The organism is Kitasatospora sp. NPDC056783 (genome assembly GCF_042789895.1).
Lineage (GTDB): Bacteria > Actinomycetota > Actinomycetes > Streptomycetales > Streptomycetaceae > Kitasatospora.
The window spans coordinates 1-20751 of record NZ_JBHUAF010000127.1; the positions used below are offsets into that span (position 1 = coordinate 1).

Here is a 20751-nt window from a genome sequence, read left to right on the forward strand (position 1 = left end):
GGGCCGCCACCGCCGTTTTCCGGCGGGGCCGCCGGAGGGCCGTGGGCGTTGGGGCGGTTTCGTCATGATTGGCGAACCCGCCCGCCGTCCGGAGGCCGGGACGGTTGCGGGGTCCTCCTCGTCCTGGTGGGATCGGTGCGGCAGGATGTCCGGCATGACGTCGAGCGATCGTGACGAAACCGCCGGCCCGGTCGGTTCCGGTGCCGCCGCAGGGCCCACCCCGGCAGCCGTCGCCACGGCCGCGCCAACGGCCGACACCGTGGTCGTCCCGGCCGACGAGGACCCGGTGGCGGCGGCCGGCAGCGAGGTGATCGGCGGGCCCCCCGGACGCCGGGCGCTGCTGGGCGTCTCCTGGTGGATCCCGGCGCGCTTCCTGGCCCTCGCGGTGATCGTGGTGTCGGTGCTCGGGATGGTGCAGAAGCTGCCCTGCTACGAGCAGGCGTGGTTCCAGCCGGGCTCCCCGCAGTACGTCCACGCCTGCTACAGCGACGTCCCGCACCTGTTCACCGCGCGCGGCTTCGCGGCCGGGCTGCACCCGTACGTGGACCGCGTCCCGGGCTCCTCGGGTGACCTCCAGTACCTGGAGTACCCGGTGCTGACCGGCCTGTTCATGCAGGTCGCGGCCTGGCTGACGCCCGGCGGCGGGACTCAGCAGACCCAGGAGCAGTGGTTCTGGGCGATCAACGCCGGAATGCTGATGGCCTGCGCGGTGGTCGCCGCGGTGGCCCTCTCGCGCACCCACCGGCGCCGCCCGTGGGACGCCCTGCTGTTCGCGCTCTCGCCCGTCCTGCTGCTCAACGGCACCGTCAACTGGGACCTGCTCGCGGTAGCCCTGGCCGCCGTGGCGATGGCCTGGTGGTCGGGCTCCCGCCCGGGCTGGGCCGGAGTCTTCATCGGCCTGGCCACCGCGGCCAAGCTCTATCCGGTGCTGCTGCTCGGCCCGCTGCTGGTGCTCTGCTGGCGGGCGGGCCGGTGGCGCGAGTTCCGGCTGGCGCTGGGCGGCGCGGCCGGTGCCTGGCTGGTGGTCAACCTGCCGATCATGGTGGCCAACTGGCAGGGCTGGTCGACCTTCTACGTGTTCAGCAAGCACCGCGGCGAGGACTACGGCTCGTTCTGGCTGATCCTGATGCAGCGCCGCGGCGCCGGGCTGGAGAACCTCGACGTCTACATCGGCGTGCTGATGGTGCTGGGCTGCCTGGCCATCGCGTGGCTCGGCTTCTCGGCCCCGCGGCGGCCGCGCTTCGCCCAGCTGGCCTTCCTGGTGGTCGCGCTGTTCGTGCTGGCCAACAAGGTGTACTCGCCGCAGTACGCGCTCTGGCTGCTGCCGCTCGCCGTGCTCGCCCGGCCGCGCTGGCGGGACTTCCTGATCTGGCAGGCCTGCGAGGTGCTCTACACCCTGGGCATCTGGTCCCACCTGGGCTTCGTCACCGGCTCCAAGCAGCACGGGCTCAGCGAGGGCTGGTACCACTTCGCGATCGGGCTGCACCTGGTGGGCACGCTCTACCTGGTCGCCGTGGTGGTCCGCGACGCCCTCCACCCGGACCGCGACCCGGTCCGCTGGGACGGCAGCGACGACCCCTCCGGCGGGGTGCTGGACCACGCCCCGGACGTGGTCGTGCTGGGCACCGCCCGCCGGCTGCGCGAGGAGGAGAGCTACGCCGGGTACGCGCCGGCCGGCGCCGAGCAGTGGCTGAACGAGCCGGAACCGCCGGAGCCGGCCGGCCCGCCGGCGGAGCACCGGCAGGGGGCCGGGGAGCCGCGCCTCCCCGGATGACCGGGGACGGTCAGCGGTCCACCACGCGGTCGAAGTGCGTGGTGGTGTGCCGGACCTGGAGACCGAGCTCGTCGCCGATCACCGGGGGCTTGGTCTCCCCGTCCAGGAACAGCAGCGAGACCTGCATGTGCGGCGGCTCGGCGAACCACAGCTGCTTGCCGGACCAGTGGAACGGCGACTTGGTCTTGTTGACGGTCGCCAGCCCGGCCCGGGCGATGCCCTTGGCCCGTGCCCCCATGCTCTGGAGGTACTTGGGCGCCTCCAGGCCGATGCCGTGGGCGGTGCCGCCGGCGACCACCAGGATGTGGCCGTCGGAGGGCGCCGGGTGCTGGCGATAGCCGTAGCGGTCGCCCTTCTTCACCGGGGTGACGTCCAGGACGGTGGCCCGGACCTCCAGCGCGGCGTGGTCGCCCAGCCAGAGCCGGGTGCCGATCCGGGCCCGGAAGACCGTCTCCGGGTAGCGCTGGGTCAGCTGCTCCATGCCGGCCGCGCCGAGGTGGCTGACGAACACGGTGTGCACCGGGATGCCGGCCGCCAGGGCGGTGTCCACCCAGTGCACGACCTCGTCGACCGGGTCGGAGCCGTCCGGCCGGTCCATCGGCAGGTGCAGCGCCAGGCCCTCGAAGCTGACGTCCTCCAGCTCGGAGGCGACGGTGCGCAGCTCGTCGGCGCTCACGCCGTGCCGGCGCATGGTGGTCATGCACTCCAGCACCACCCGGGCGCCGTGCAGCGCCCGCAGCGAGTCCACGCGGGCGACCGTCCGGATCACCCGGGCGTGCGGCAGCGGCAGCGCCTCCTCGCCGACCCGGTAGGGGGTGAGCACCAGCAGCTCGCCGCCGTACCACTCGGCGGCGTCGGCCGCCTCGTACGCGGTGCCGACGGCGAGCACCCCGGTGCCCAGCAGCGTCGCCTCCTCGGCCAGCCGGTGGTTGCCCAGGCCGTAGCCGTTCCCCTTGGCGACCGGCACCAGGCCGGGGAACTCGGCGAGGACGGAGCGCTGGTGGGTGCGCCAGCGTTCGGTGTCGAGGTAGAGCGACAGCGTCATCGGGGCAGCCTCCTCAGCGGCGGGACATGTAGAGGTCGAGGGCCTTGTGCAGCAGCTTGTTGAGCGGGAAGTCCCACTCGCCGAGGTACTCGGCCGCCTGGCCGCCGGTGCCGACCTTGAACTGGATCAGACCGAACAGGTGGTCGTCCTCGTCCAGGGTGTCACTGATGCCGCGCAGGTCGTACACCCCGCCGCCGAGGGCGTAGGAGTCGCGCATCATCCGCCACTGGATGGCGTTGGACGGCTTGACCTCGCGCTTGTGGTTGGCCGAGGCGCCGTAGGAGTACCAGACGTGCTCGCCGACCACCAGCATCGTGGTGGCGGCCAGCGGCTCGCCCTCGTGGTACGCGATGTAGAGGCGCATGCGGTTCGGGTCCTCGGCCACCAGGGCCTTCCACATCCGTTGGAAGTAGGACAGCGGGCGCGGGGTGAACTTGTCGCGCTCGGCGGTGACCAGGTAGAGCTGGTGGAAGATCGGCAGCTCGTCGTAGCCGCCCTGGAAGACCTCGACGCCGCTCTTCTCGGCCTTCTTGATGTTGCGGCGCCAGAGCTGGTTGAAGCCCTTCTGGATGTCGTCCAGCGAGCGGTTGGCCAGCGGCACCTGGAAGACGTAGCGGGGCTGGACGTCGCCGAAGCCGGCGCCGCCGTCGTCGCCCTGGAGCCAGCCGGCCTTGCGCAGCCGGTCGGCCACCTCGAAGGCCCGCGCCTCGTACCAGTCGGCCTCGACGTCGCGCAGCCGCTTGGCCTGCTTGGCGGCGATGGCCTCCTTGATGGTGGGGGCGTTCCAGCGGCGGATGACCACCGGCGGGCCCATCTTCACCGAGAACGCGCCCTGCGACTTGAGGTGCGCCAGCATCGGGGAGAGCCAGCGGTCGAGGTCGCGGTCGAACCAGTCGATGACCGGGCCCTCGGGCAGGTAGGCGAGGTAGCGCTTGAGCTTCGGGAGCTGCCGGTAGAGCACCAGGCCGGCGCCGACGAGCTGGTTCTGGTCGTCGAACCAGCCGATCGACTCGGAACGCCACTCGGCCTTCACGTCACCCCACGACGGCACCTGCATGTGGCTGGCCGAGGCGCGGCTCCTGATGAAGGCGAGGTGCTCCTCGCGGGTGATCGTCCTCAGGCGCAGACTCATTGCTCGGTGCTCCTCGTCGGTCGGGCTGCGGTGGCCCAGGTTCTCGGGCTGACCCTATCGTCCGGGGCCCGGGCGCCCGGTGCGGCGGGCACGACGGCGCCCCCGTCGGGTGGCTGTCTCCTCAGCAGACACGCGACGGGGGCGCCGGGGGTTCCTGGGGCGGGCGCTCAGCCCCAGAGACCGCCGCGGGCGATGCCGAGGTAGAAGCCGATCGCGGCGGCGCCGAGCGTGATCATCAGGACGAAGCGTTCGGCGGTGGTGACCGAGACGAACATGCCCCACAGACCGGTGACGATCCCGAACAGGCCGGTCCACGAGGTCAGCAGGTGCAGGTTGTGGAAGAACGAGGTGGTGAAGGCGATCACGCCCAGCAGGGCGGTGAGGCCCACCAGGGTGTTCTCGCGCGGGTGCGGGTGGCCGTCGGTGTTCAGGGTGAGCGCGGGCATGTGGTGGACGGACTGGGCCATGACTCCCACCTCCTGGCGTGGAGACGAACGGGCAGGGTTCCCGTTCCGTCCAGATTGCGGCGGTTGGGCCGGTCTCACAACCCCTATGCGTTTTGTTCGTCCGTCCGGGTGCGGGTAGGCTGTGCCGTCTGCACTGGTGTAGTTGTGCCCCCTTGCGCCCTCTTCCGGGCGACACCCGATCCGGGTGGTACGGGGCCGACTGTCCGACCCGGCCGCTACGGTGGGCCGGAGTCGGTACCGCACCGGTGCCGACGCTACGCACAACCCTCCTGCCACGGAGAGACCGTGGCCGCTGAGTCCAAAGGAGGTGGGTTACCCATGCGTCACTACGAGGTGATGGTCATCCTCGACCCCTCGGTCGAGGAGCGCGCTGTCTCCCCCCTGATCGAGAACTTCCTCACTGTCGTCCGCAACGGCGGCGGCAAGGTGGAGAAGGTCGACACCTGGGGTCGTCGCCGTCTGGCTTACGAGATCAACAAGCAGTCCGAGGGCATCTACTCGGTCATCGACCTCAAGGCCACGCCTGAGGTCGTCAAGGAGCTCGACCGCCAGATGGGCCTGAGCGAGTCGGTTCTGCGGACCAAGGTCCTGCGCCCGGACACCCACTGAGCCACCTCTGAGGCCTTCGGGTCTCGGGTAGCTCGCGTCCGCTGTTTCACGTGAAACAGCGGTGAACGGACATCTTCCCGAGAGGTCATCACCACCATGGCAGGCGAGACCGTCATCACCCTCGTCGGCAATCTCGTCGACGACCCCGAGCTGCGTTTCACCCCGTCGGGTGCGGCGGTCGCGAAGTTCCGCATCGCGTCCACCCCCCGCACCTTCGACCGTCAGACGAACGAGTGGAAGGACGGCGAGAGCCTCTTCCTCACGTGCAACGTCTGGCGGCAGCCGGCGGAGAACGTGGCCGAGTCGCTGCAGCGCGGCATGCGCGTCATCGTGCAGGGCCGACTGCGCCAGCGGTCTTACGAGACCAAGGAAGGCGAGAAGCGGACGGTCTTCGAGGTCGAGGTCGACGAGGTCGGCCCGAGCCTGCGCTCGGCGACCGCCAAGGTCACCCGGGCCAACCGGTCCGGCGGTCCCGGTGGCGGCTTCGGCGGCCAGCAGGGCGGCGGCCAGGGCGGTGGCTGGGGCGGCCAGCAGAGTGGTGGCCAGCAGGGCGGCGGCAACTGGGGTGGAAACTCCGGTGGCGGCCAGTCCGGCCCCTCCGACGACCCCTGGGCCTCCAGCGCCCCGTCCGGTGGAAACCAGGGCGGCGGCTGGGGTGCCCCGTCCGGCGGTGGCGGCGGCTACTCGGAAGAGCCCCCGTTCTAAGAGCTGACAGATTTCGTGCGGCCCGGCCGCCGGCGTCCCCGGACGCCCGCCGGGCCGTGAACCCCAAATGGAGCACACAATGGCGAAGCCGCCTGCTCGCAAGCCGAAGAAGAAGGTTTGCGTCTTCTGCAAGGACAAGGTCAACTACGTTGACTACAAGGACACGAACCTGCTGCGGAAGTACATCTCCGACCGCGGCAAGATCCGTGCCCGTCGGGTGACCGGCAACTGCACCCAGCACCAGCGTGACGTCGCCACGGCCGTGAAGAACAGCCGTGAGATGGCGCTGCTGCCCTACACCAGCACCGCGCGCTAAGAGAGGGTGACCGAGTAATGAAGATCATCCTCACGCACGAGGTGCCGGGTCTCGGCTCCGCCGGCGAGGTCGTCGAGGTCAAGGACGGCTACGGCCGTAACTACCTCGTCCCGCGTGGCTACGCCATCCGCTGGACCAAGGGTGGCCAGAAGGACGTCGACGCCATCCGTCGCGCCCGCAAGATCCACGAGATCCAGACCCTGGACGCCGCCAACGACGTCAAGGGCAAGCTCGAGGGCGTCCAGGTCAAGCTGGCCGTCCGCTCGGGCGACGCCGGCCGTCTGTTCGGCTCGGTGACCCAGGCCGACGTCGTCGAGGCCATCAAGGCCGCCGGCGGCCCGGCCGTGGACAAGCGCGCCGTCGCGATCGCCTCGCCGATCAAGACCGTGGGCACCCACAAGGTCTCGGTCAAGCTGCACTCGGACGTCGTGGCCAACCTCGACGTCGCCGTCGTCGCGGGCTGAGCTCCGTAGCTCCAAGGCCTGAGGGCCGGACTCCTCCGGGAGTCCGGCCCTCGGTCGTTCCCGGGCGGCCCGAGGGGGCGCCTCAGCCGCGCACCGCTCCGGTGACCAGCCACTTGCCGCCGCGGGCGCGCCAGGCCACGAAGCAGGCCCGGAGCAGCATGAACAGGTTCATCGCCCACCAGAGCCCGGCCAGTCCGGTGCCGGTGGCCGGAACCGCGAGGGCCACCGGGACGAACACCGCCAGGGTCGCCAGCCCGGTCCAGGCCAGGTACGGGCCGTCCCCGGCGCCCACCAGCACGCCGTCCAGCACGAAGACCAGGCCGGCCACCGGCTGGGTGAGCGCGAGCAGCAGCAGGGCGGTGCCCAGCTGGGCCCGGACCGACGGGTCGGGCGTGAACAGCGGGACGTAGAGCGGGCGGGTGACCACCACCAGCAGGCCGAGGACCAGTCCGGAGGCGACGCCCCACTCGACCATCCGCCGGGTGGCGGCCCGGGCCCCCGGGACGTCCGAGGCGCCCAGGAAGCGGCCGATGACGGCCTGGCCGGCGATCGCGATGGCGTCCAGCGCGAAGGCCAGGAAGCTGAACAGCGCCATGGCGATCTGGTGGGCGGCGACCTGGTCGTCGCCGAGCCGGGCGGCCACCGCGGTGGCGGTCATCAGCACCGCGCGCAGGCTGATCGTCCGGACCAGCAGCGGGCCGCCGGCCTTCGCGCAGGCCCGGATGCCCGCCGCGTCCGGCCGCAGCGGGGCCCGCTCCCGGCGGGCGCCGCGGACCACCACGACCAGGTAGGCGGCGGCCATCCCGGTCTGGGCCAGCACGGTGCCCCAGGCCGAGCCGGCCACCCCGAGCCCGGCGCCGTACACCAGACCGGCGTTCAGCCCGATGTTGGCGGCGAAGCCCGCGACCGCCACCACCAGCGGCGTGCGGGTGTCCTGGAGGCCGCGCAGCACCCCGGTGGCGGCCAGCACCACGAGCATCGCCGGGATGCCCAGGGAGCTGATCCGCAGGTACGTCACGGCGTGCGGCGCCGCGGTCGCCGAGGCACCCAGGGCGTCGGCCACCCAGGGGGCCAGCAGCAGGGTGAGGAGGACCACCGGGACGGCCAGGCCCAGGGCGAGCCAGATGCCGTCGATGCCCTGCCGCACGGCGCCCCGGCGGTCCCCGGCGCCGATCCGGCGGGCGACCGCCGCGGTGGTGGCGTAGGCGAGGAAGACGAACACGCCGGTCGCGGTGGAGAGCGCGGCGGAGGCGACGCCGACCCCGGCCAGCTGAGGGGTGCCGAGGTGGCCGACGATCGCCGAGTCGGCCATCAGGAAGAGGGGTTCGGCGACCAGCGCGCCGAAGGCCGGGACGGCCAGGGCGAGGATCTCCCGGTCGTGCCGGCGGCGCGAGGCCGGGGTGGGGGGCGAGGCGGTCATGGGCTCCAGGCTACTCATCCACAGGTAATGGATGTAAGTGACTAATGACTATTACTCGAAACTCTGAGCGACGCGGTTCGCCCGCTCTGTGCCCACAGCCGTTCGGAGGTGTGTGAAGAATTTCTCATGCACAGGCCCGGGAAGTGGTAATCCCAGGTCAGCAGGTTGACGGCGGATCGATCGTCCGGTTATCCACAGGGACGTCCACAGGGGTGTCCACAGCTTTGCGGCAGTTCTCCACAGGCCAGGGCCGTTCATCCACACCCCCTGTGGATAACCGTCTTGGCGCAACGGCGCCCGGCGCCTTAGCGTGGGCCCTCCGCCCGACACTCCCGCCGCCCCGGCGTCCGATTTGTCGGGGCCGTGGCGTACAAAGAGGAGCGGATCCGCTCCATCCAGCCACCGGCAAGGCCCGCTCCAACTTCGCACCACTCGCTGATCGGGGAACACGCGTGACCGGCCCCCAGTACGACGACCACGACGCCCCGCCGCCGGAGGACGACTGGCAGACCGCCGAGGATCCCTTCCCGGCCGGCGCCTTCGCCGACGCACCCTTCCCGGACGGCCCCGGGGACCGGCTGCCGGTCTCGCGCGGCCGTGGCGAGGGGCGCCAGGACGGCGGCCGCGAGGGCTTCCAGAAGCGCGACGGCTTCCAGAAGGGCGACGGCTTCAAGGGCGGCTTCCGGAAGGACGGCAAGGGCGGCCGGCCGGAGGGCGGCTGGCAGCGCCGGGACGAGGACGGCGGCGAGGGCGGGACGGACGGCTTCGAACGCGTCCCCCCGCAGGACCTGGACGCCGAGAAGTCCGTCCTCGGCGGCATGCTGCTCTCCAAGGACGCCATCGCCGACGTGGTCGAGGTGCTCAAGCCGGCCGACTACTACCGGCCCGCGCACGAGATGATCCACGGCGCGATCCTCGACCTCTACGCCCGCGGCGAGCCGGCCGACCCGATCACCGTGGCGGGCGAGCTGACCAAGCGCGGCGAGCTCCAGCGCGTCGGCGGCGCCTCCTACCTCCACACCCTGGTCAACTCCGTCCCGACCGCGGCCAACGCCGAGTACTACGCCCAGATCGTCAACGAGCGCGCGGTGCTGCGCCGGCTGGTCGAGGCGGGCACCCGGATCGCCGGCATGGGCTACGCGGCCGAGGGCGACGTGGACGAGATCGTCAACGCCGCCCAGGCGCAGATCTACGCCGTCACCGAGCAGCGCACCAACGAGGACTACGCGCCGCTCGCCGACATCATGGAGGGCGCCCTCGACGAGATCGAGGCGATCGGCTCCCGCCAGGGCCAGATGTCCGGCGTGCCGACCGGCTTCGCCGACTTCGACCAGCTCACCAACGGGCTGCACCCCGGCCAGATGATCGTCATCGCGGCCCGTCCCGCGATGGGCAAGTCCACCCTCGCGCTGGACTTCGCGCGGGCCTGCTCGATCCACCACAAGCTGCCGAGCGTGATCTTCTCGCTCGAAATGGGCCGCAACGAGATCGCCATGCGCCTGCTCTCCGCCGAGGCCCGGGTGGCGCTGCACCACATGCGCTCCGGGAACATGACGGACGACGACTGGACCAGGGTCGCCCGCCGGATGCCCGACGTCAGCGAGGCGCCGCTGTTCATCGACGACTCGCCGAACCTGTCGATGATGGAGATCCGCGCCAAGTGCCGCCGGCTCAAGCAGCGCAACGACATCAAGCTGATCGTCATCGACTACCTCCAGCTGATGCAGTCCGGCGGCTCCCGCCGGGCCGAGAACCGCCAGCAGGAGGTCTCGGACATGTCCCGTAACCTCAAGCTGCTGGCCAAGGAGCTGGAAGTCCCGGTCATCGCGCTCTCCCAGCTGAACCGTGGCCCCGAGCAGCGCACCGACAAGCGGCCGATGGTCTCGGACCTCCGCGAGTCCGGCTCGATCGAGCAGGACGCCGACATGGTCATCCTGCTGCACCGCGAGGACGCCTACGAGAAGGAGTCCCCGCGCGCGGGCGAGGCCGACCTGATCGTCGCCAAGCACCGAAACGGTCCGACCGCGACCATCACGGTGGCCTTCCAGGGCCACTACTCGCGCTTCGTCGACATGACCCGGGACTGAGTCCCGGGGGCGTCAGACGGTGACGGTGGCGCGGAAGAGCGTGCTGCCGGTGCCGGAGAGGCGGGTCGGGGCGCCGGTGGCGGGGAGGAAGGCGGACTGGCCGCGGGCCAGGTCCAGCACGGTGCCGTCGGCGGCGGTGAGCCGGGCGGTGCCCCGGGTGCAGAGCAGGATCTGCGGGGTGCGGCCGTCGATCTCGCGCTCGACGCCGTCCAGCGTGAAGCGGGAGAGACGGAACTCGTCGATCGGGACGGGGTAGAGCTCCTCGCCCGCGGTGCCCTCCACCGGCACCGGGCGCACCGGCTCGGGGGCGCCGGCCTCGAAGACCACGACCGCCAGCAGCTCCGGCACGTCGATGTGCTTCGGGGTGAGGCCGGCCCGCAGCACGTTGTCGGAGTTGGCCTGGAGCTCGACGCAGACGCCGGACAGGTAGGCGTGCGGCACCCCGGCGCCCAGGTAGAGCGCCTCGCCGGCCCGCAGCCGGAAGTGGTTGAGCAGCATGCCGGCGACCACGCCGCGGTCGTCCGGGAAGTCCTTGGCGATCCGGGCGTACGGCGCGTACTCCCCGTCGGGACCGGTCAGCGCCAGCACCTCGACGGTCCGCCGGACGGTCTCCTCGTCCAGCGCGAGGGCGGCGGTCAGGGCGCCGCGCAGCGCCTCGGACTCTCCCCCGGCCCCCGGCCGGAAGGTGTCCCCGCCGGCCGTCAGCCGGTCGATCACCGGGGCGAGCCCGGGCACCGCGAGCGCGGTCAGCAGCCGGGCCGCGTCGGCCGGCCGGCGGAAGCCGCAGAGGCCCTCGAACTCGCCCAGCGCGCAGACCATCTCGGGCTTGTGGTTGGCGTCCCGGTAGTTCCGCTCGGGAGCGTCCGGCGGGATGCCGAGGGCGTTCTCAGCGGCGAAGCCGGCCCGGGCCTGGTCCAGCGTCGGGTGGGCCTGGATCGACAGCGGGATGCCCGCGGCGAGGACCTTGAAGAGGAACGGCAGGGTCGGGCCGAACCTGGCCACGCTCGCGGCGCCCAGCTCGCCCCCGGGGTCGGCCGCGATCAGCTCGTCCAGCCGGCGCGGGCCCGTGCCGCGGTCGGCGCGCGACGGGGCGCCGGGGTGGGCGCCCATCCACAGCTCGGCCTGCGGTTCACCGGTCGGCCGCTGTCCGAGCAACTCGGGCAGGGCCGTGAGCGACCCCCAGGCGTACGGGCGGACGGTGTTGACGAGCCTGTCCATGCGCGCGGTCCTACTCCTTCGCTGTCTGGGCGGCCCCGGACGTCCCGAGTCGGGATCGTCGGGGCGGGCCCGGCGGTGCGGGCGGTCCGGGCACGGGCAAGGGAACGACCCTAGCCGAACGGCGTCACCCAAGGGGAAACGGTGGGCATCCAGTGGGAGTGCCATGGCCGGAGCGGTGGTTCCCGGTGCGGTAGTAGGATGCCAGGACGCAGTAGTCTCCGCCCTGCGCAGCCGTCGGCCGAGGTGATCCCCGGCGGGCTGCCGGTGGAGCCGCGTTCCAGAGTGCGGGCGCCGGTGTTCCGAGACCCCCCGTCATCGGCCGAGAGGTTTGTACGTGACCGTGAACCAGCAGAGTTTTGCTGATCTCGGCAAGGTCCTGGTGATCATCCCGACCTACAACGAGGCGGAGAACGTCGAGCGGATCGTCGGCCGGGTCCGCGCCGCCGTGCCCGAGGTGCACGTGCTGGTCGCCGACGACAACAGCCCCGACGGCACCGGTGACCTGGCCGACAAGCTGGCCGCCGAGGACCCGCAGGTCCACGTGATGCACCGCAAGGGCAAGGAAGGCCTCGGCGCCGCCTACCTCGCGGGCTTCCGCTGGGGCATCGACAACGGCTACGACGTCCTGGTCGAGATGGACGCGGACGGCTCGCACCAGCCCGAGGAACTGGACCGGCTGCTGGGCGCGCTGCGCGGCGCCGACCTGGTGCTGGGCTCGCGCTGGGTGCCGGGCGGCCGGGTGGTGAACTGGCCGAAGTCGCGGCTGCTGCTCTCCCGCGGCGGCTCGACCTACTCGCGGCTGATGCTGGGCGTGCCGATCCGGGACGTCACCGGCGGCTACCGGGCGTTCCGCAAGGAGACCCTGCTGGGCCTGGGCATGGACGAGGTCGCCTCGGCCGGGTACTGCTTCCAGGTCGACCTGGCCTGGCGCACGGTGAAGGCCGGGTTCAAGGTCGCCGAGGTGCCGATCACCTTCGTCGAGCGTGAGCTGGGCGCCTCCAAGATGAGCCGCAACATCGTGGTCGAGGCGCTGTGGCGGGTGACCACCTGGGGTGTCACCGACCGGCTGGCGAAGCTGCGCGGGGGCGCCGCGAAGCGCTGACCGACCGAACCGTCAGTGGCCGAAGGGCCCGTCCGCCGAACCGGTGGACGGGCCCTTCGGCATGTCCGGGGGAGGTGCGCCGGGGGTGTCCGCGGGGGCTCAGCAGCCGCTCCTGAGCACGCTCTCCGGCAGGTAGCGGTCGGCCCAGACCGCCAGTTCGGTGAGTGCGGGCTTGAGCGCGACGCCGCTCTCGGTGAGCCGGTAGCTGACCCGCAGCGGGGGGCCGGCGTCGACCTCGCGGACGACCAGCCCGGCCTCGGCCAGCTCGGTCAGCCGGTCGGAGAGCATCCGCTCGCTGATGCCCGGGACGGCGCGGCGCAGCTCGGAGAAGTACGCGGGGCCGCCGTTGGTGAGGACGCCCAGCAGCATGCCGGTCCAGCGCTTGCCGAGCAGGGCGAACACCCGGGTGAGGGCCAGGTCGACGTTGCGGCACGGGCCGGGGGCCTCGGCACCGCACGCGTCGGTGGCGATCGGGACTCCGTCGGTCACTTCCTCGTGCTCGGCCATGGGGCCAGCCTACTCGACCCCTTACTAGTGACTGTAGAAAAGTAAGCTGCTACTGTCTTTGCAGTTGCAGCGAAATCAGCAGCTACTTATTCTCTGGAGGCCCTGCCATGCCCACGCTCCTGCACCTCGACTCCTCCGCGGTCGCCGACGGCTCCGTCTCCCGCGAGGTCACCGCCGCCTTCCGGGCCGCCTGGCAGGCCGAGCACCCCGAGGGCACGGTGATCTACCGGGACCTCGCCGCCGACCCCCTCCCGCACCTCGACGTGCACGGCATCAGCGCCGGATTCGCCCCCGCCGAGGCCCGCAGCGCCGAGCAGACCGCCGCCTTCGCGCCGCGCGAGCAGGTGATGGCCGAGCTGGAGCAGGCCGACGCCGTGCTGATCGGCAGCCCGATGTACAACTTCACGATCCCGTCGACCCTCAAGACCTGGCTGGACCACGTGATCCTGGTCGGCCGCACCGCCGGTGAGGCGCCCTCCGCCAAGGGCACCCCGGTCACCGTGGTCGCCTCCCGAGGCGGCTCCTACGCGCCCGGCGCCCCGCGCGAGCCGTACGAGTTCGTCACCACCTACCTGGAAAAGGTGCTGACCGGCATGCTCGGGCTGGAGGTCGACTTCATCGTCCCCGAGCTCACCTTGGCGGCCGCCGTCCCGGCGATGGCCGACTTCGTCCCGAAGGCCGTCGAGTCCAAGGCGCAGGCGCTGGAGCAGGCCGCCCACCGGGCCAAGGAACTGGCCGCCCGCGTCGCGGTGTGACCTCCGTCGGAGGCGCGCCCCACCGGGCGCGCCTTCCGCGCAATCGGCCGCCGGTACTCCCATGCTGTAGGGCGCAGGTAATCAGACCGCCGATCAGAGGGAGCAGCCCGTGACGTCGTCCCCGCCCGAGGAGAGCGCCGGCGCGGAGCGTGCCCAGGCCCGGCCGGCCGCGGGCGCGGTGCCGCCCGAGCCCGGGCAGCCGGCCCGGCCGCTGGAGACCGCCGTCTTCACCGGCCCCGAGTCGGCCTTCTTCGCCACCTCCACCCTGATCATGGGCGAGCGGACCGCGATCCTGGTGGACGCCCAGCTGACCCGCAGCGCCGGTCGCCAGCTGGCCGAGTGGGTCGCGGGCAAGGGCCGGCGCCTGCTCGCCGTCGTGGTCACCCACCAGCACCCGGACCACTACTTCGGTGCCGAGGAGGTGCTGCGGCTCTTCCCCGACGCGCAGCTGCTGGCCGCCCCGGCCGTGGTCGAGGCGATCCGGCACACCGTCGCCGCCAAGGTCGCCCAGTGGAAGCCGGTGTACGGCGACGACATCCCGGACCACCCGCTGATCCCCGCCCCGCTGCTGCCGCAGCCGCTGATGCTGGACCGCCAGGTGATCCCCGTCCTGCTGCTCGGCCAGGCCGACTGCGGGGACTCCACGGTCGTCCACGTGCCGAGCATCCGCACCGTGATCGCCGGGGACTTCGTCGCCAACGGCACCCACCTGTGGACCGCCGACACCACCCCGGCCCAGCGCACCACCTGGGGGCACAACCTCGGCCGGATCGCCGACCTCGGCGCGGACCGAGTGATCGCCGGCCACCGGGCTCCGGACCAGGGCGACGACGCCGCCCGGGTGCTGGCCTTCACCGGCGAGTACCTCCAGGACTTCGACCGGCTGCTGGCCGAGCACCCGGACGACCGTGAGGCGCTGGTCACGGCGATGAACGAGCGGTACGGGGAGCTGACCCTGCCCGCCTTCCTGTCGCTGGGCGCGACCGCCAACACCGCCCGCGCGGCCGAGCCGAGGCCCGGGCCGCAGGCCGAGCCGGAGTCGCTGTCGGAGCCCGAGCCCGAGCCCGAGCCCGAGTCCGAGTCCGGGCCCGAGGGGGAGTCCGAGGCGCGGTAGCGCGGGCGGATACTGGCCCCATGACGCCGTACGACGTGATCGTCCCGGCGGGCGGGGCCGCCCGGCGCCTCGGCGGGGCCGACAAACCCGGCCTGACCATCGGCGGGACCACCCTGCTCGACCGGGTGCTCGCCGCCTGCGCCGGCGCCCGGACCACCGTCGTGGTCGGTCCGGCCCGGCCGACCGCGCGGACCGGAGTCCGCTGGACCAGGGAGCGGCCGCCCGGCGGCGGACCGGTCGCCGCCGTCGCGGCCGGGCTCGACCTGGTCACCGCGGACACCGTGCTGCTGCTCGCCGCCGACCTGCCGTTCCTGAACCAGCGGACGGTGGAACGGCTGGTCACCGCCCTCGACGAGGCCGGGGCACTCGGGGACGCCGCCGTCCTGGTCGACGCGGGCGGCCGCGACCAGCCGCTCGCCGCCGCCTACCGGACCGCCGCGCTGCGCGCCGCGCTGGTCGAACTCGGCGACCCGGCGGGCCAGTCGCTGCGGCGCTTCCTCGGCGGACTGAGCGGGCCGCGGGTGGCCGACACCGACCAGGTCGCCTACGACTGCGACACCTGGGAGGACCTGGAGCAGGCCCGCGAGCGCGACCACCGGTAGGACCTCACCGCCACCGCCACCGGCGTGTGAGCGAAACGACGCGCGCCGCACACGGGGCCAACAGCCCGGGGAAACCACCCATCGGGCAGCATGGGCGCATGGAGCGCACGCTGGATGACTGGATCGCCGAGGTCAAGGCCGACCTGGGGATCGACCTGGACGTGGATGTCCGTGGTCTGCTCGACGCGGCCCGGGTGGTCGCGCACGGAGTGGCCAGGCCGGCCGCGCCGCTGACCGCCTTCCTGATCGGCTACGCGGCCGCCCAGCGGGGCGGCGGGGCGGAGGCCGTCGCCGAGGCGACCCGGCGGACCGAGGTCCTCGCCGAGCGGTGGGGCGCCGTCGACGCGCCGGGCGAGTCGTGAGCGCGGTCGGGCAGACCACCGTGGCCGCACCGTCCGCTCCCGTCCTGCCGAGCTGGTCCCGGGCCCGCGAGACCGCTCGCCGGGCCGGGTCGCGCCCGCTGCCCGGGGTCGGGGTCCCGCTGGCCGAGGCGCTCGGCCACACCCTCGCCGAGCCGCTCGGCGCGCTGACCGACCTGCCGGCCTTCGACACCTCCGCGATGGACGGCTGGGCGGTGGCCGGCCCCGGCCCCTGGCGGGTCACCGGGAGGGTGCTGGCCGGCGGCACCGAGCCGGCGCCGCTGGCCGACGGCACCGCCGTGGAGACCGCCACCGGCGCCCAGCTGCCGCCCGGCGCCACCGCGGTGCTCCGCCGGGAGCACGGCCGGCCGGACGGCGCGCTGCTGCACGACCGCGGCCCGCGGCGGCTGACCACCGGCCAGGACGTCCGCCCGCGCGGCCAGGAGTGCCGCCGGGGCGAGGAGTTGCTGCCGTCCGGTACGCCGGTGGGACCGGCCGTGCTCGGCCTGGCCGCCGCCTGCGGCCACGACCGGCTGACGGTGCACCGCCGCCCGGAGGTCGGACTGCTCGTCCTGGGCGACGAGTTGCGCACCACCGGCGTCCCCGGCCCGGGCCTGGTCCGGGACGCGCTCGGGCCGCTGCTGCCGCCCTGGCTGCGGGCGGCCGGCGCGGACCCGGCCGAAGTCCGGTACGTCCGGGACGACTTCGCACTGCTCCGGGACGCGCTGCGGCATTCCGCCGCCGATCTCGTGGTCACCACCGGCGGCACGGCCGCCGGACCGGTCGACTTCCTGCACCGGGCGCTCGCCGAGGCCGGCGCCCGGCTGCTGGTGGACGGCGTGGCCGTCCGGCCCGGGCACCCGATGCTGCTCGCCGAACTCCCCGGCGGCCGCCACCTGGTGGGCCTGCCGGGCAACCCGCTGGCGGCCGTCGCCGGGATGGTCACCCTCGTCCTGCCGCTGCTGCACGCGCGCGGCGGGCGGCCCGCCGGTGCCCCCGTCCTCGCGCCCGCCGCGGCGACGCTGCCCGGGCACCGGACGGACACCCGGATCCAGCCGGTCCGGCGGACGGCCGACGGCGTCGTGCCGCTGGCCTTCGACGGGCCGGCGATGCTGCGCGGGCTCGCCCGGGCCGAGGCGCTGGCGGTGGTGCCGCCCGGCGGCGCGGCGGCGGGCGAGACGGTCGAACTGCTGGAGGTGCCGTGAACCGTCTGAAGCGCAACCTGGCGCCCGGCACCGAACCGTGGGCGGACGCCGGGATCGTGCTGCCCGCCCGGCGGGCCGATCCCGCCGTCCGGCAGGTCGGCTCCCGGCTGCTGCTGGCGCTCGCCGTGCTGGTCGCCACCACGCTGATCGTGTACGTCGACCGGGACGGCTACAACGACAACGCCGGCGGCGGGCTCAGCTTCCTGGACGCGGCGTACTACGCCACCGTGACGCTCTCCACCACCGGGTACGGCGACATCACCCCGTACAGCGACAGCGCCCGGCTCACCAACATCCTCGTGGTCACCCCGCTGCGCGTGGTGTTCCTGATCATCCTGGTCGGTACCACCCTGGAGGTGCTCACCGAACGGACCCGCCTGCAATGGCGGTTGAACCGCTGGAGGTCCACCGTGCGCGAGCACACCGTCGTCATCGGCTACGGGACGAAGGGCCGCAGCGCCGTCGACACCCTGCTCGGACAGGGGGTGAAGAAGGAGGAGATCGTCGTCGTCGACCCGCAGCGCAAGGTGATCGACCACGCCGCGCGGGACGGCCTGGTCGGGGTGGTCGGCGACGCCACCCGCACCGACACCCTGATCCGGGCCGCGCTGCCCAACGCCGCGCGGGTGGTGGTCGCGCCGGAGCGGGACGACACCGCGGTGCTGATCACGCTGACGGCACGCCAGTTGAACAAGGCCGCCACCGTGGTCGCCGCCGTCCGGGAGGACGAGAACGCGCCGCTGCTGCGGCAGAGCGGCGCCGACGTGGTGGTCACCAGCTCCAGTTCGGCGGGGCGGCTGCTCGGGCTGTCGATGCTCAGCCCGCACGCCGGGGCGGTGATGGAGGACCTGCTGACGTACGGCAACGGGCTGGACGTGGTGGAACGGCCGGTCACCCGGGCCGAGGCCGGGCACAGCCCGCGCGACTGCGCGGACCTGGTGGTCGCCGTGGTCCGGGGCCGGCGGGTGCTCAACTACACCGAGCCGGAGGCCGCGGTGCTCCAGCTCACCGACCGGGTGATCGTCATCAAGTCCAGCGGAGTCACCCCGGCCGGTTGAGCCGCGCCCGCGAGCGCCCTGACCCGCAGTAGGTTCGGGGCATGCATGCGATGACGATTCCCGTACCCGGCGGTCCCGAGGCACTGGTCTGGGCCGAGGTGCCCGACCCCGTGCCCGGCGAGGGCGAGGTCCTCGTGGAGGTGGCGGCCACCGCCGTCAACCGGGCCGACCTGCTCCAGCGGCAGGGCTCCTACAACCCGCCGCCCGGCGCCTCGCCCTATCCGGGGCTGGAGTGCGCCGGGCGGATCGTCGCGCTCGGGCCCGGGGTGTCCGGCTGGGCGGTCGGCGACGAGGTGTGCGCGCTGCTGGCCGGCGGCGGCTACGCGCAGCTGGTCGCGGTGCCGACCGGGCAGCTGCTGCCGCTGCCCGCCGGGCTGTCCGCCGAGCAGGCCGCGGCGCTGCCGGAGGTCGCCTGCACGGTGTGGTCCAACGTCTTCCTCACCGCCCACCTGCGGCCCGGCGAGACGGTGCTGCTGCACGGCGGCGCGAGCGGGATCGGGACCATGGCGATCCAGCTGGCCAAGGCGGTCGGCGCCCGGGTCGCGGTGACCGCGGGCGGCCCGGAGAAGCTGGCGCGCTGCGCCGAGCTGGGCGCGGACATCCTGATCGACTACCGCGAGCAGGACTTCGTCGAGGTGCTCCGGGAGGCCACCGGCGGGGCCGGGGCGGACGTGGTCCTGGACATCATGGGCGCCAAGTACCTCCAGCGGAACGTGGACGCGCTGGCGGTCAACGGGCGGCTGGTGATCATCGGCCTCCAGGGCGGGGTGAAGGGCGAGCTCGACCTCAACGCGCTGCTGCGCAAGCGCGCGGCGGTGATCGCCACCAACCTCCGCGGGCGGCCGCTGGCCGAGAAGGCGGCGATCGTGGCGGCGGTGCGGGAGCACGTGTGGCCGCTGGTCGAGTCCGGGGTGGTGAAGCCGGTGGTGGACCGGGTGCTGCCGCTGGCCGAGGTGGCCGAGGCGCACCGGGTGCTGGAGCGCGGGGAGCAGGTCGGGAAGGTCGTGCTGCGGGCCTGAGCACCGGGGCCCGGTGGCGGGGCGGCGGCGCGCGAGGGCGCGGATCGCCCGACATGCCGTGACGGTCGGGGCGTGCGAGCCTGGTCCGGAGCAGTCCCGCCGCCGATCCCGCCCCCGGGCGCCGTCGGCCGTCGGAAGGATTCCGACCGTGGCCGCATCACCGCACGCATCCCTCGGGCCGCTGCCCGTCGCGCCGCACCGCCGTCGTACCCCCCGCCGCTCCGCACCGGGCCGCGCCCAGCGGCTGTTGGCGGCGGCCGTGCTGGGGCTCGCGCTTCCGCTGGCCGCCGCTTCGGCGGCGGTGGCGCTGCCCTCGCCGACGGCGTTCCAGCTGCCGGGGGCGTTCCCGGGGCCAGGGGCGTTCCCGGGGGCGGGGGCGAGCGCCGATCCCGGTGCGGAGGCCGACGCCGGGAGCGACGCCGAGCCGGATTCCCGGTCGGCGGACGGGCGGCCGTGGCGGTCGGCGCCGCGTCCGTACCCGGACGGCGACTTCCCCCGGGCCCACCGCCACCGCCCGGCCTCGCTGCCCGAGCGCTCCGACGCCGCCGTGGCGCGGGCTCCGGAGCAGGTGCCGGACCGGACCGCCGAGCAGGCCCCCGAGCAGGCCCCCGAACAGGCTCCCGAACAGGGCCCGGACCAGGGCGTCGACGCCGACCAGCCGGAGAGCGGCGGCGACGCCGCGGTCGCCGGGGCCCCCGGCGAGGCCGCCGCGCCGGACCCGGCGGCTCCGGACACCGCCGCGCCGGACACCGCGGCCCCGGGCACCCCCGTGGCACCGGTCGGACAGCCCGTGGCGGTCGCCGCCCCGGTGCCGGTGCTCTTCCCCGCCCGCTGGCAGGACGCCTCCACCACCCAGCTCCCGCTGGGCGTCGGTCTGGGGCTGATCGGCTGCGGTCTGGGACTGATCGGGCTGCGGCTGCGCAGGGGCTGAGCCGCGGCGCCTCCGGTCGGCTGTCCGGCCGTCCGGCCGTGGAGATCCGGTGTGGGTCCGGGAGCGGTTCCGGGCAGGGGGTCCGGGGGCACGCCTTCGTCACGGGGTGTCGCGGGACGGCGGGACGACCGGGGGCTTCCGCCCGGACAACCCCAGTGAGGGAGAATGTCGTTCATGACGAATCCGATGAACGAGCGCCCGTCGCAGGAGCCCTTCCGGGCCACCGGCGGGCAGTCGCAGGACGGCCAGAAGGTGCTGATCGTCGGACCGGACGGGCTGCCCGTGGGCCAGGGGTTCGCCGGCGCGGCAGGGGGCGGGGACGACGAGGACGACGTACCGCGTGAACTCCCGGTGACCGAGATGGTCGAGCAGCCGGCGAAGGTCATGCGGATCGGCAGCATGATCAAGCAGCTGCTGGAGGAGGTCCGGGCGGCGCCCCTCGACGAGGCGAGCCGGGTCCGGCTGAAGGACATCCACGCCAGCTCGATCAAGGAGCTCGAACTCGGGCTGGCCCCGGAGCTGGTCGCCGAGCTGGAGCGGCTGTCGCTGCCGTTCACCGACGACACCATCCCGACCGAGGCCGAGCTGCGGATCGCCCAGGCCCAGCTGGTCGGCTGGCTGGAGGGCCTGTTCCACGGCATCCAGACCGCCCTGTTCGCGCAGCAGATGGCGGCGCGGGCCCAGCTGGAGCAGATGCGCCGGGCGCTGCCGCCCGGTCTGCACAGCGGTGAGGTGGACGAGGAGGATCCGGGCCAGGGCCGCGGCATCCGCTCCGGCCCCTACCTGTAGCGGCACCCGGCGGTACCCGCCGGTAGGTACGTCCGGCCTGCGCGGTCCCGGGTGCCACCATCGACCACTGGAC

Annotated in this window: 20 protein-coding genes and 1 pseudogene; 15 read left to right on the plus strand and 6 right to left on the minus strand. The window is 73.5% G+C overall.

From position 1 onward, the window contains the following. Positions 1–154 precede the first annotated feature (154 nt). Positions 155–1774 (plus strand): glycosyltransferase family 87 protein, encoded by a 1620-nt coding sequence (locus ACFRMQ_RS19560; protein WP_380731740.1) that lies wholly within the window; start codon positions 155–157, stop codon positions 1772–1774. 10 nt (positions 1775–1784) lie between these two features. Here ACFRMQ_RS19560 and ACFRMQ_RS19565 read toward each other — a convergent pair whose 3' ends face one another. From ACFRMQ_RS19565 to ACFRMQ_RS19575, 3 genes are all read right to left on the minus strand, one after another. Beyond that, the gene (locus ACFRMQ_RS19565) at positions 1785–2819 is read right to left on the minus strand and encodes an alanine racemase (RefSeq protein WP_380731741.1); all 1035 of its coding nucleotides are present in this window, start codon (positions 2817–2819) and stop codon (positions 1785–1787) included. Between the two features lie 13 nt (positions 2820–2832). Continuing rightward, positions 2833–3951, minus strand: a complete 1119-nt coding sequence (locus ACFRMQ_RS19570; protein ID WP_380703555.1) for a lipid II:glycine glycyltransferase FemX — start codon at positions 3949–3951, stop codon at positions 2833–2835. A gap of 167 nt (positions 3952–4118) precedes the next feature. Next, a complete protein-coding gene (locus ACFRMQ_RS19575; protein WP_380731743.1) occupies positions 4119–4418 on the minus strand; it encodes a hypothetical protein in 300 nt (99 codons plus the stop codon). A gap of 318 nt (positions 4419–4736) precedes the next feature. On the opposite strand from ACFRMQ_RS19575, the gene rpsF reads away from it, so the two are divergent. From rpsF to rplI, 4 genes are all read left to right on the plus strand, one after another. After that, positions 4737–5027 carry a 30S ribosomal protein S6 gene (gene rpsF / locus ACFRMQ_RS19580; protein ID WP_030233085.1) on the plus strand — a complete coding sequence of 97 codons (291 nt, stop codon included), beginning with the start codon at positions 4737–4739 and terminating at the stop codon, positions 5025–5027. Between the two features lie 96 nt (positions 5028–5123). Continuing rightward, positions 5124–5732, plus strand: coding sequence for a single-stranded DNA-binding protein (locus ACFRMQ_RS19585; protein ID WP_380731744.1), 609 nt, complete (start codon positions 5124–5126; stop codon positions 5730–5732). Between the two features lie 79 nt (positions 5733–5811). Continuing rightward, a complete protein-coding gene (gene rpsR, locus ACFRMQ_RS19590) occupies positions 5812–6048 on the plus strand; it encodes a 30S ribosomal protein S18 (protein ID WP_030059640.1) in 237 nt (78 codons plus the stop codon). A gap of 17 nt (positions 6049–6065) precedes the next feature. Next, the gene (gene rplI, locus ACFRMQ_RS19595; protein WP_380731745.1) at positions 6066–6512 is read left to right on the plus strand and encodes a 50S ribosomal protein L9; all 447 of its coding nucleotides are present in this window, start codon (positions 6066–6068) and stop codon (positions 6510–6512) included. Positions 6513–6594: 82 nt separating this feature from the next. On the opposite strand, the gene ACFRMQ_RS19600 is transcribed toward rplI, so the two are convergent. Next, positions 6595–7932 carry an MATE family efflux transporter gene (locus tag ACFRMQ_RS19600; protein ID WP_380731746.1) on the minus strand — a complete coding sequence of 446 codons (1338 nt, stop codon included), beginning with the start codon at positions 7930–7932 and terminating at the stop codon, positions 6595–6597. A gap of 578 nt (positions 7933–8510) precedes the next feature. On the opposite strand from ACFRMQ_RS19600, the gene dnaB reads away from it, so the two are divergent. Further along, a complete protein-coding gene (dnaB, locus tag ACFRMQ_RS19605; protein WP_380731759.1) occupies positions 8511–10019 on the plus strand; it encodes a replicative DNA helicase in 1509 nt (502 codons plus the stop codon). A 12-nt stretch (positions 10020–10031) separates the two neighbouring features. Here the strand turns inward: dnaB and manA are convergent, their stop codons facing one another. Then, on the minus strand, positions 10032–11237 hold the full coding sequence (gene manA, locus ACFRMQ_RS19610; protein ID WP_380731747.1) for a mannose-6-phosphate isomerase, class I: 1206 nt from the start codon (positions 11235–11237) through the stop codon (positions 10032–10034). Positions 11238–11571: 334 nt separating this feature from the next. Here manA and ACFRMQ_RS19615 point away from each other — a divergent pair, with 334 nt between their 5' ends. After that, positions 11572–12339 carry a polyprenol monophosphomannose synthase gene (locus ACFRMQ_RS19615; RefSeq protein ID WP_380731748.1) on the plus strand — a complete coding sequence of 256 codons (768 nt, stop codon included), beginning with the start codon at positions 11572–11574 and terminating at the stop codon, positions 12337–12339. A 99-nt stretch (positions 12340–12438) separates the two neighbouring features. Here the strand turns inward: ACFRMQ_RS19615 and ACFRMQ_RS19620 are convergent, their stop codons facing one another. Further along, positions 12439–12846, minus strand: coding sequence for a winged helix-turn-helix transcriptional regulator (locus ACFRMQ_RS19620; protein WP_380731749.1), 408 nt, complete (start codon positions 12844–12846; stop codon positions 12439–12441). A 107-nt stretch (positions 12847–12953) separates the two neighbouring features. Between ACFRMQ_RS19620 and ACFRMQ_RS19625 the strand changes: the two genes are divergently transcribed. The 8 genes and pseudogenes from ACFRMQ_RS19625 to ACFRMQ_RS19660 all read left to right on the plus strand — a co-directional run bounded on the left by ACFRMQ_RS19625 (position 12954) and on the right by ACFRMQ_RS19660 (position 20678). Further along, complete coding sequence (locus ACFRMQ_RS19625) at positions 12954–13601, plus strand: FMN-dependent NADH-azoreductase (protein ID WP_380731750.1); 648 nt, start codon at positions 12954–12956, stop codon at positions 13599–13601. Between the two features lie 109 nt (positions 13602–13710). Continuing rightward, positions 13711–14715 carry an MBL fold metallo-hydrolase gene (locus ACFRMQ_RS19630; protein WP_380731751.1) on the plus strand — a complete coding sequence of 335 codons (1005 nt, stop codon included), beginning with the start codon at positions 13711–13713 and terminating at the stop codon, positions 14713–14715. A gap of 20 nt (positions 14716–14735) precedes the next feature. Beyond that, a pseudogene (locus ACFRMQ_RS19635) lies at positions 14736–15679 on the plus strand (NTP transferase domain-containing protein). Further along, the gene (locus ACFRMQ_RS19640; RefSeq protein WP_380731752.1) at positions 15676–16881 is read left to right on the plus strand and encodes a molybdopterin molybdotransferase MoeA; all 1206 of its coding nucleotides are present in this window, start codon (positions 15676–15678) and stop codon (positions 16879–16881) included. The pseudogene ACFRMQ_RS19635 and the gene ACFRMQ_RS19640 overlap by 4 nt, the downstream one beginning before the upstream one ends. Beyond that, the gene (locus ACFRMQ_RS19645; RefSeq protein WP_380731754.1) at positions 16878–17939 is read left to right on the plus strand and encodes a potassium channel family protein; all 1062 of its coding nucleotides are present in this window, start codon (positions 16878–16880) and stop codon (positions 17937–17939) included. The genes ACFRMQ_RS19640 and ACFRMQ_RS19645 overlap by 4 nt, the downstream gene beginning before the upstream one ends. Before the next feature lie 41 nt (positions 17940–17980). Further along, the gene (locus ACFRMQ_RS19650) at positions 17981–18958 is read left to right on the plus strand and encodes an NAD(P)H-quinone oxidoreductase (protein WP_380731755.1); all 978 of its coding nucleotides are present in this window, start codon (positions 17981–17983) and stop codon (positions 18956–18958) included. A 148-nt stretch (positions 18959–19106) separates the two neighbouring features. After that, positions 19107–19889 carry a hypothetical protein gene (locus ACFRMQ_RS19655; protein WP_380731756.1) on the plus strand — a complete coding sequence of 261 codons (783 nt, stop codon included), beginning with the start codon at positions 19107–19109 and terminating at the stop codon, positions 19887–19889. 174 nt (positions 19890–20063) lie between these two features. Beyond that, a complete protein-coding gene (locus ACFRMQ_RS19660; protein WP_380731757.1) occupies positions 20064–20678 on the plus strand; it encodes a bacterial proteasome activator family protein in 615 nt (204 codons plus the stop codon). Positions 20679–20751 lie beyond the last annotated feature (73 nt).

What these genes read in the sequence shown, in the direction of transcription:
- ACFRMQ_RS19560 (WP_380731740.1), top strand. Translation starts at nt 155, where the DNA reads ATGACGTCGAGCGATCGTGACGAAACCGCCGGCCCGGTCGGTTCCGGT.
- ACFRMQ_RS19565 (WP_380731741.1), bottom strand. Translation starts at nt 2,819, where the DNA reads ATGACGCTGTCGCTCTACCTCGACACCGAACGCTGGCGCACCCACCAG.
- ACFRMQ_RS19570 (WP_380703555.1), bottom strand. Translation starts at nt 3,951, where the DNA reads ATGAGTCTGCGCCTGAGGACGATCACCCGCGAGGAGCACCTCGCCTTC.
- ACFRMQ_RS19575 (WP_380731743.1), bottom strand. Translation starts at nt 4,418, where the DNA reads ATGGCCCAGTCCGTCCACCACATGCCCGCGCTCACCCTGAACACCGAC.
- rpsF (WP_030233085.1), top strand. Translation starts at nt 4,737, where the DNA reads ATGCGTCACTACGAGGTGATGGTCATCCTCGACCCCTCGGTCGAGGAG.
- ACFRMQ_RS19585 (WP_380731744.1), top strand. Translation starts at nt 5,124, where the DNA reads ATGGCAGGCGAGACCGTCATCACCCTCGTCGGCAATCTCGTCGACGAC.
- rpsR (WP_030059640.1), top strand. Translation starts at nt 5,812, where the DNA reads ATGGCGAAGCCGCCTGCTCGCAAGCCGAAGAAGAAGGTTTGCGTCTTC.
- rplI (WP_380731745.1), top strand. Translation starts at nt 6,066, where the DNA reads ATGAAGATCATCCTCACGCACGAGGTGCCGGGTCTCGGCTCCGCCGGC.
- ACFRMQ_RS19600 (WP_380731746.1), bottom strand. Translation starts at nt 7,932, where the DNA reads ATGACCGCCTCGCCCCCCACCCCGGCCTCGCGCCGCCGGCACGACCGG.
- manA (WP_380731747.1), bottom strand. Translation starts at nt 11,237, where the DNA reads ATGGACAGGCTCGTCAACACCGTCCGCCCGTACGCCTGGGGGTCGCTC.
- ACFRMQ_RS19620 (WP_380731749.1), bottom strand. Translation starts at nt 12,846, where the DNA reads ATGGCCGAGCACGAGGAAGTGACCGACGGAGTCCCGATCGCCACCGAC.
- ACFRMQ_RS19625 (WP_380731750.1), top strand. Translation starts at nt 12,954, where the DNA reads ATGCCCACGCTCCTGCACCTCGACTCCTCCGCGGTCGCCGACGGCTCC.
- ACFRMQ_RS19650 (WP_380731755.1), top strand. Translation starts at nt 17,981, where the DNA reads ATGCATGCGATGACGATTCCCGTACCCGGCGGTCCCGAGGCACTGGTC.
- ACFRMQ_RS19660 (WP_380731757.1), top strand. Translation starts at nt 20,064, where the DNA reads ATGACGAATCCGATGAACGAGCGCCCGTCGCAGGAGCCCTTCCGGGCC.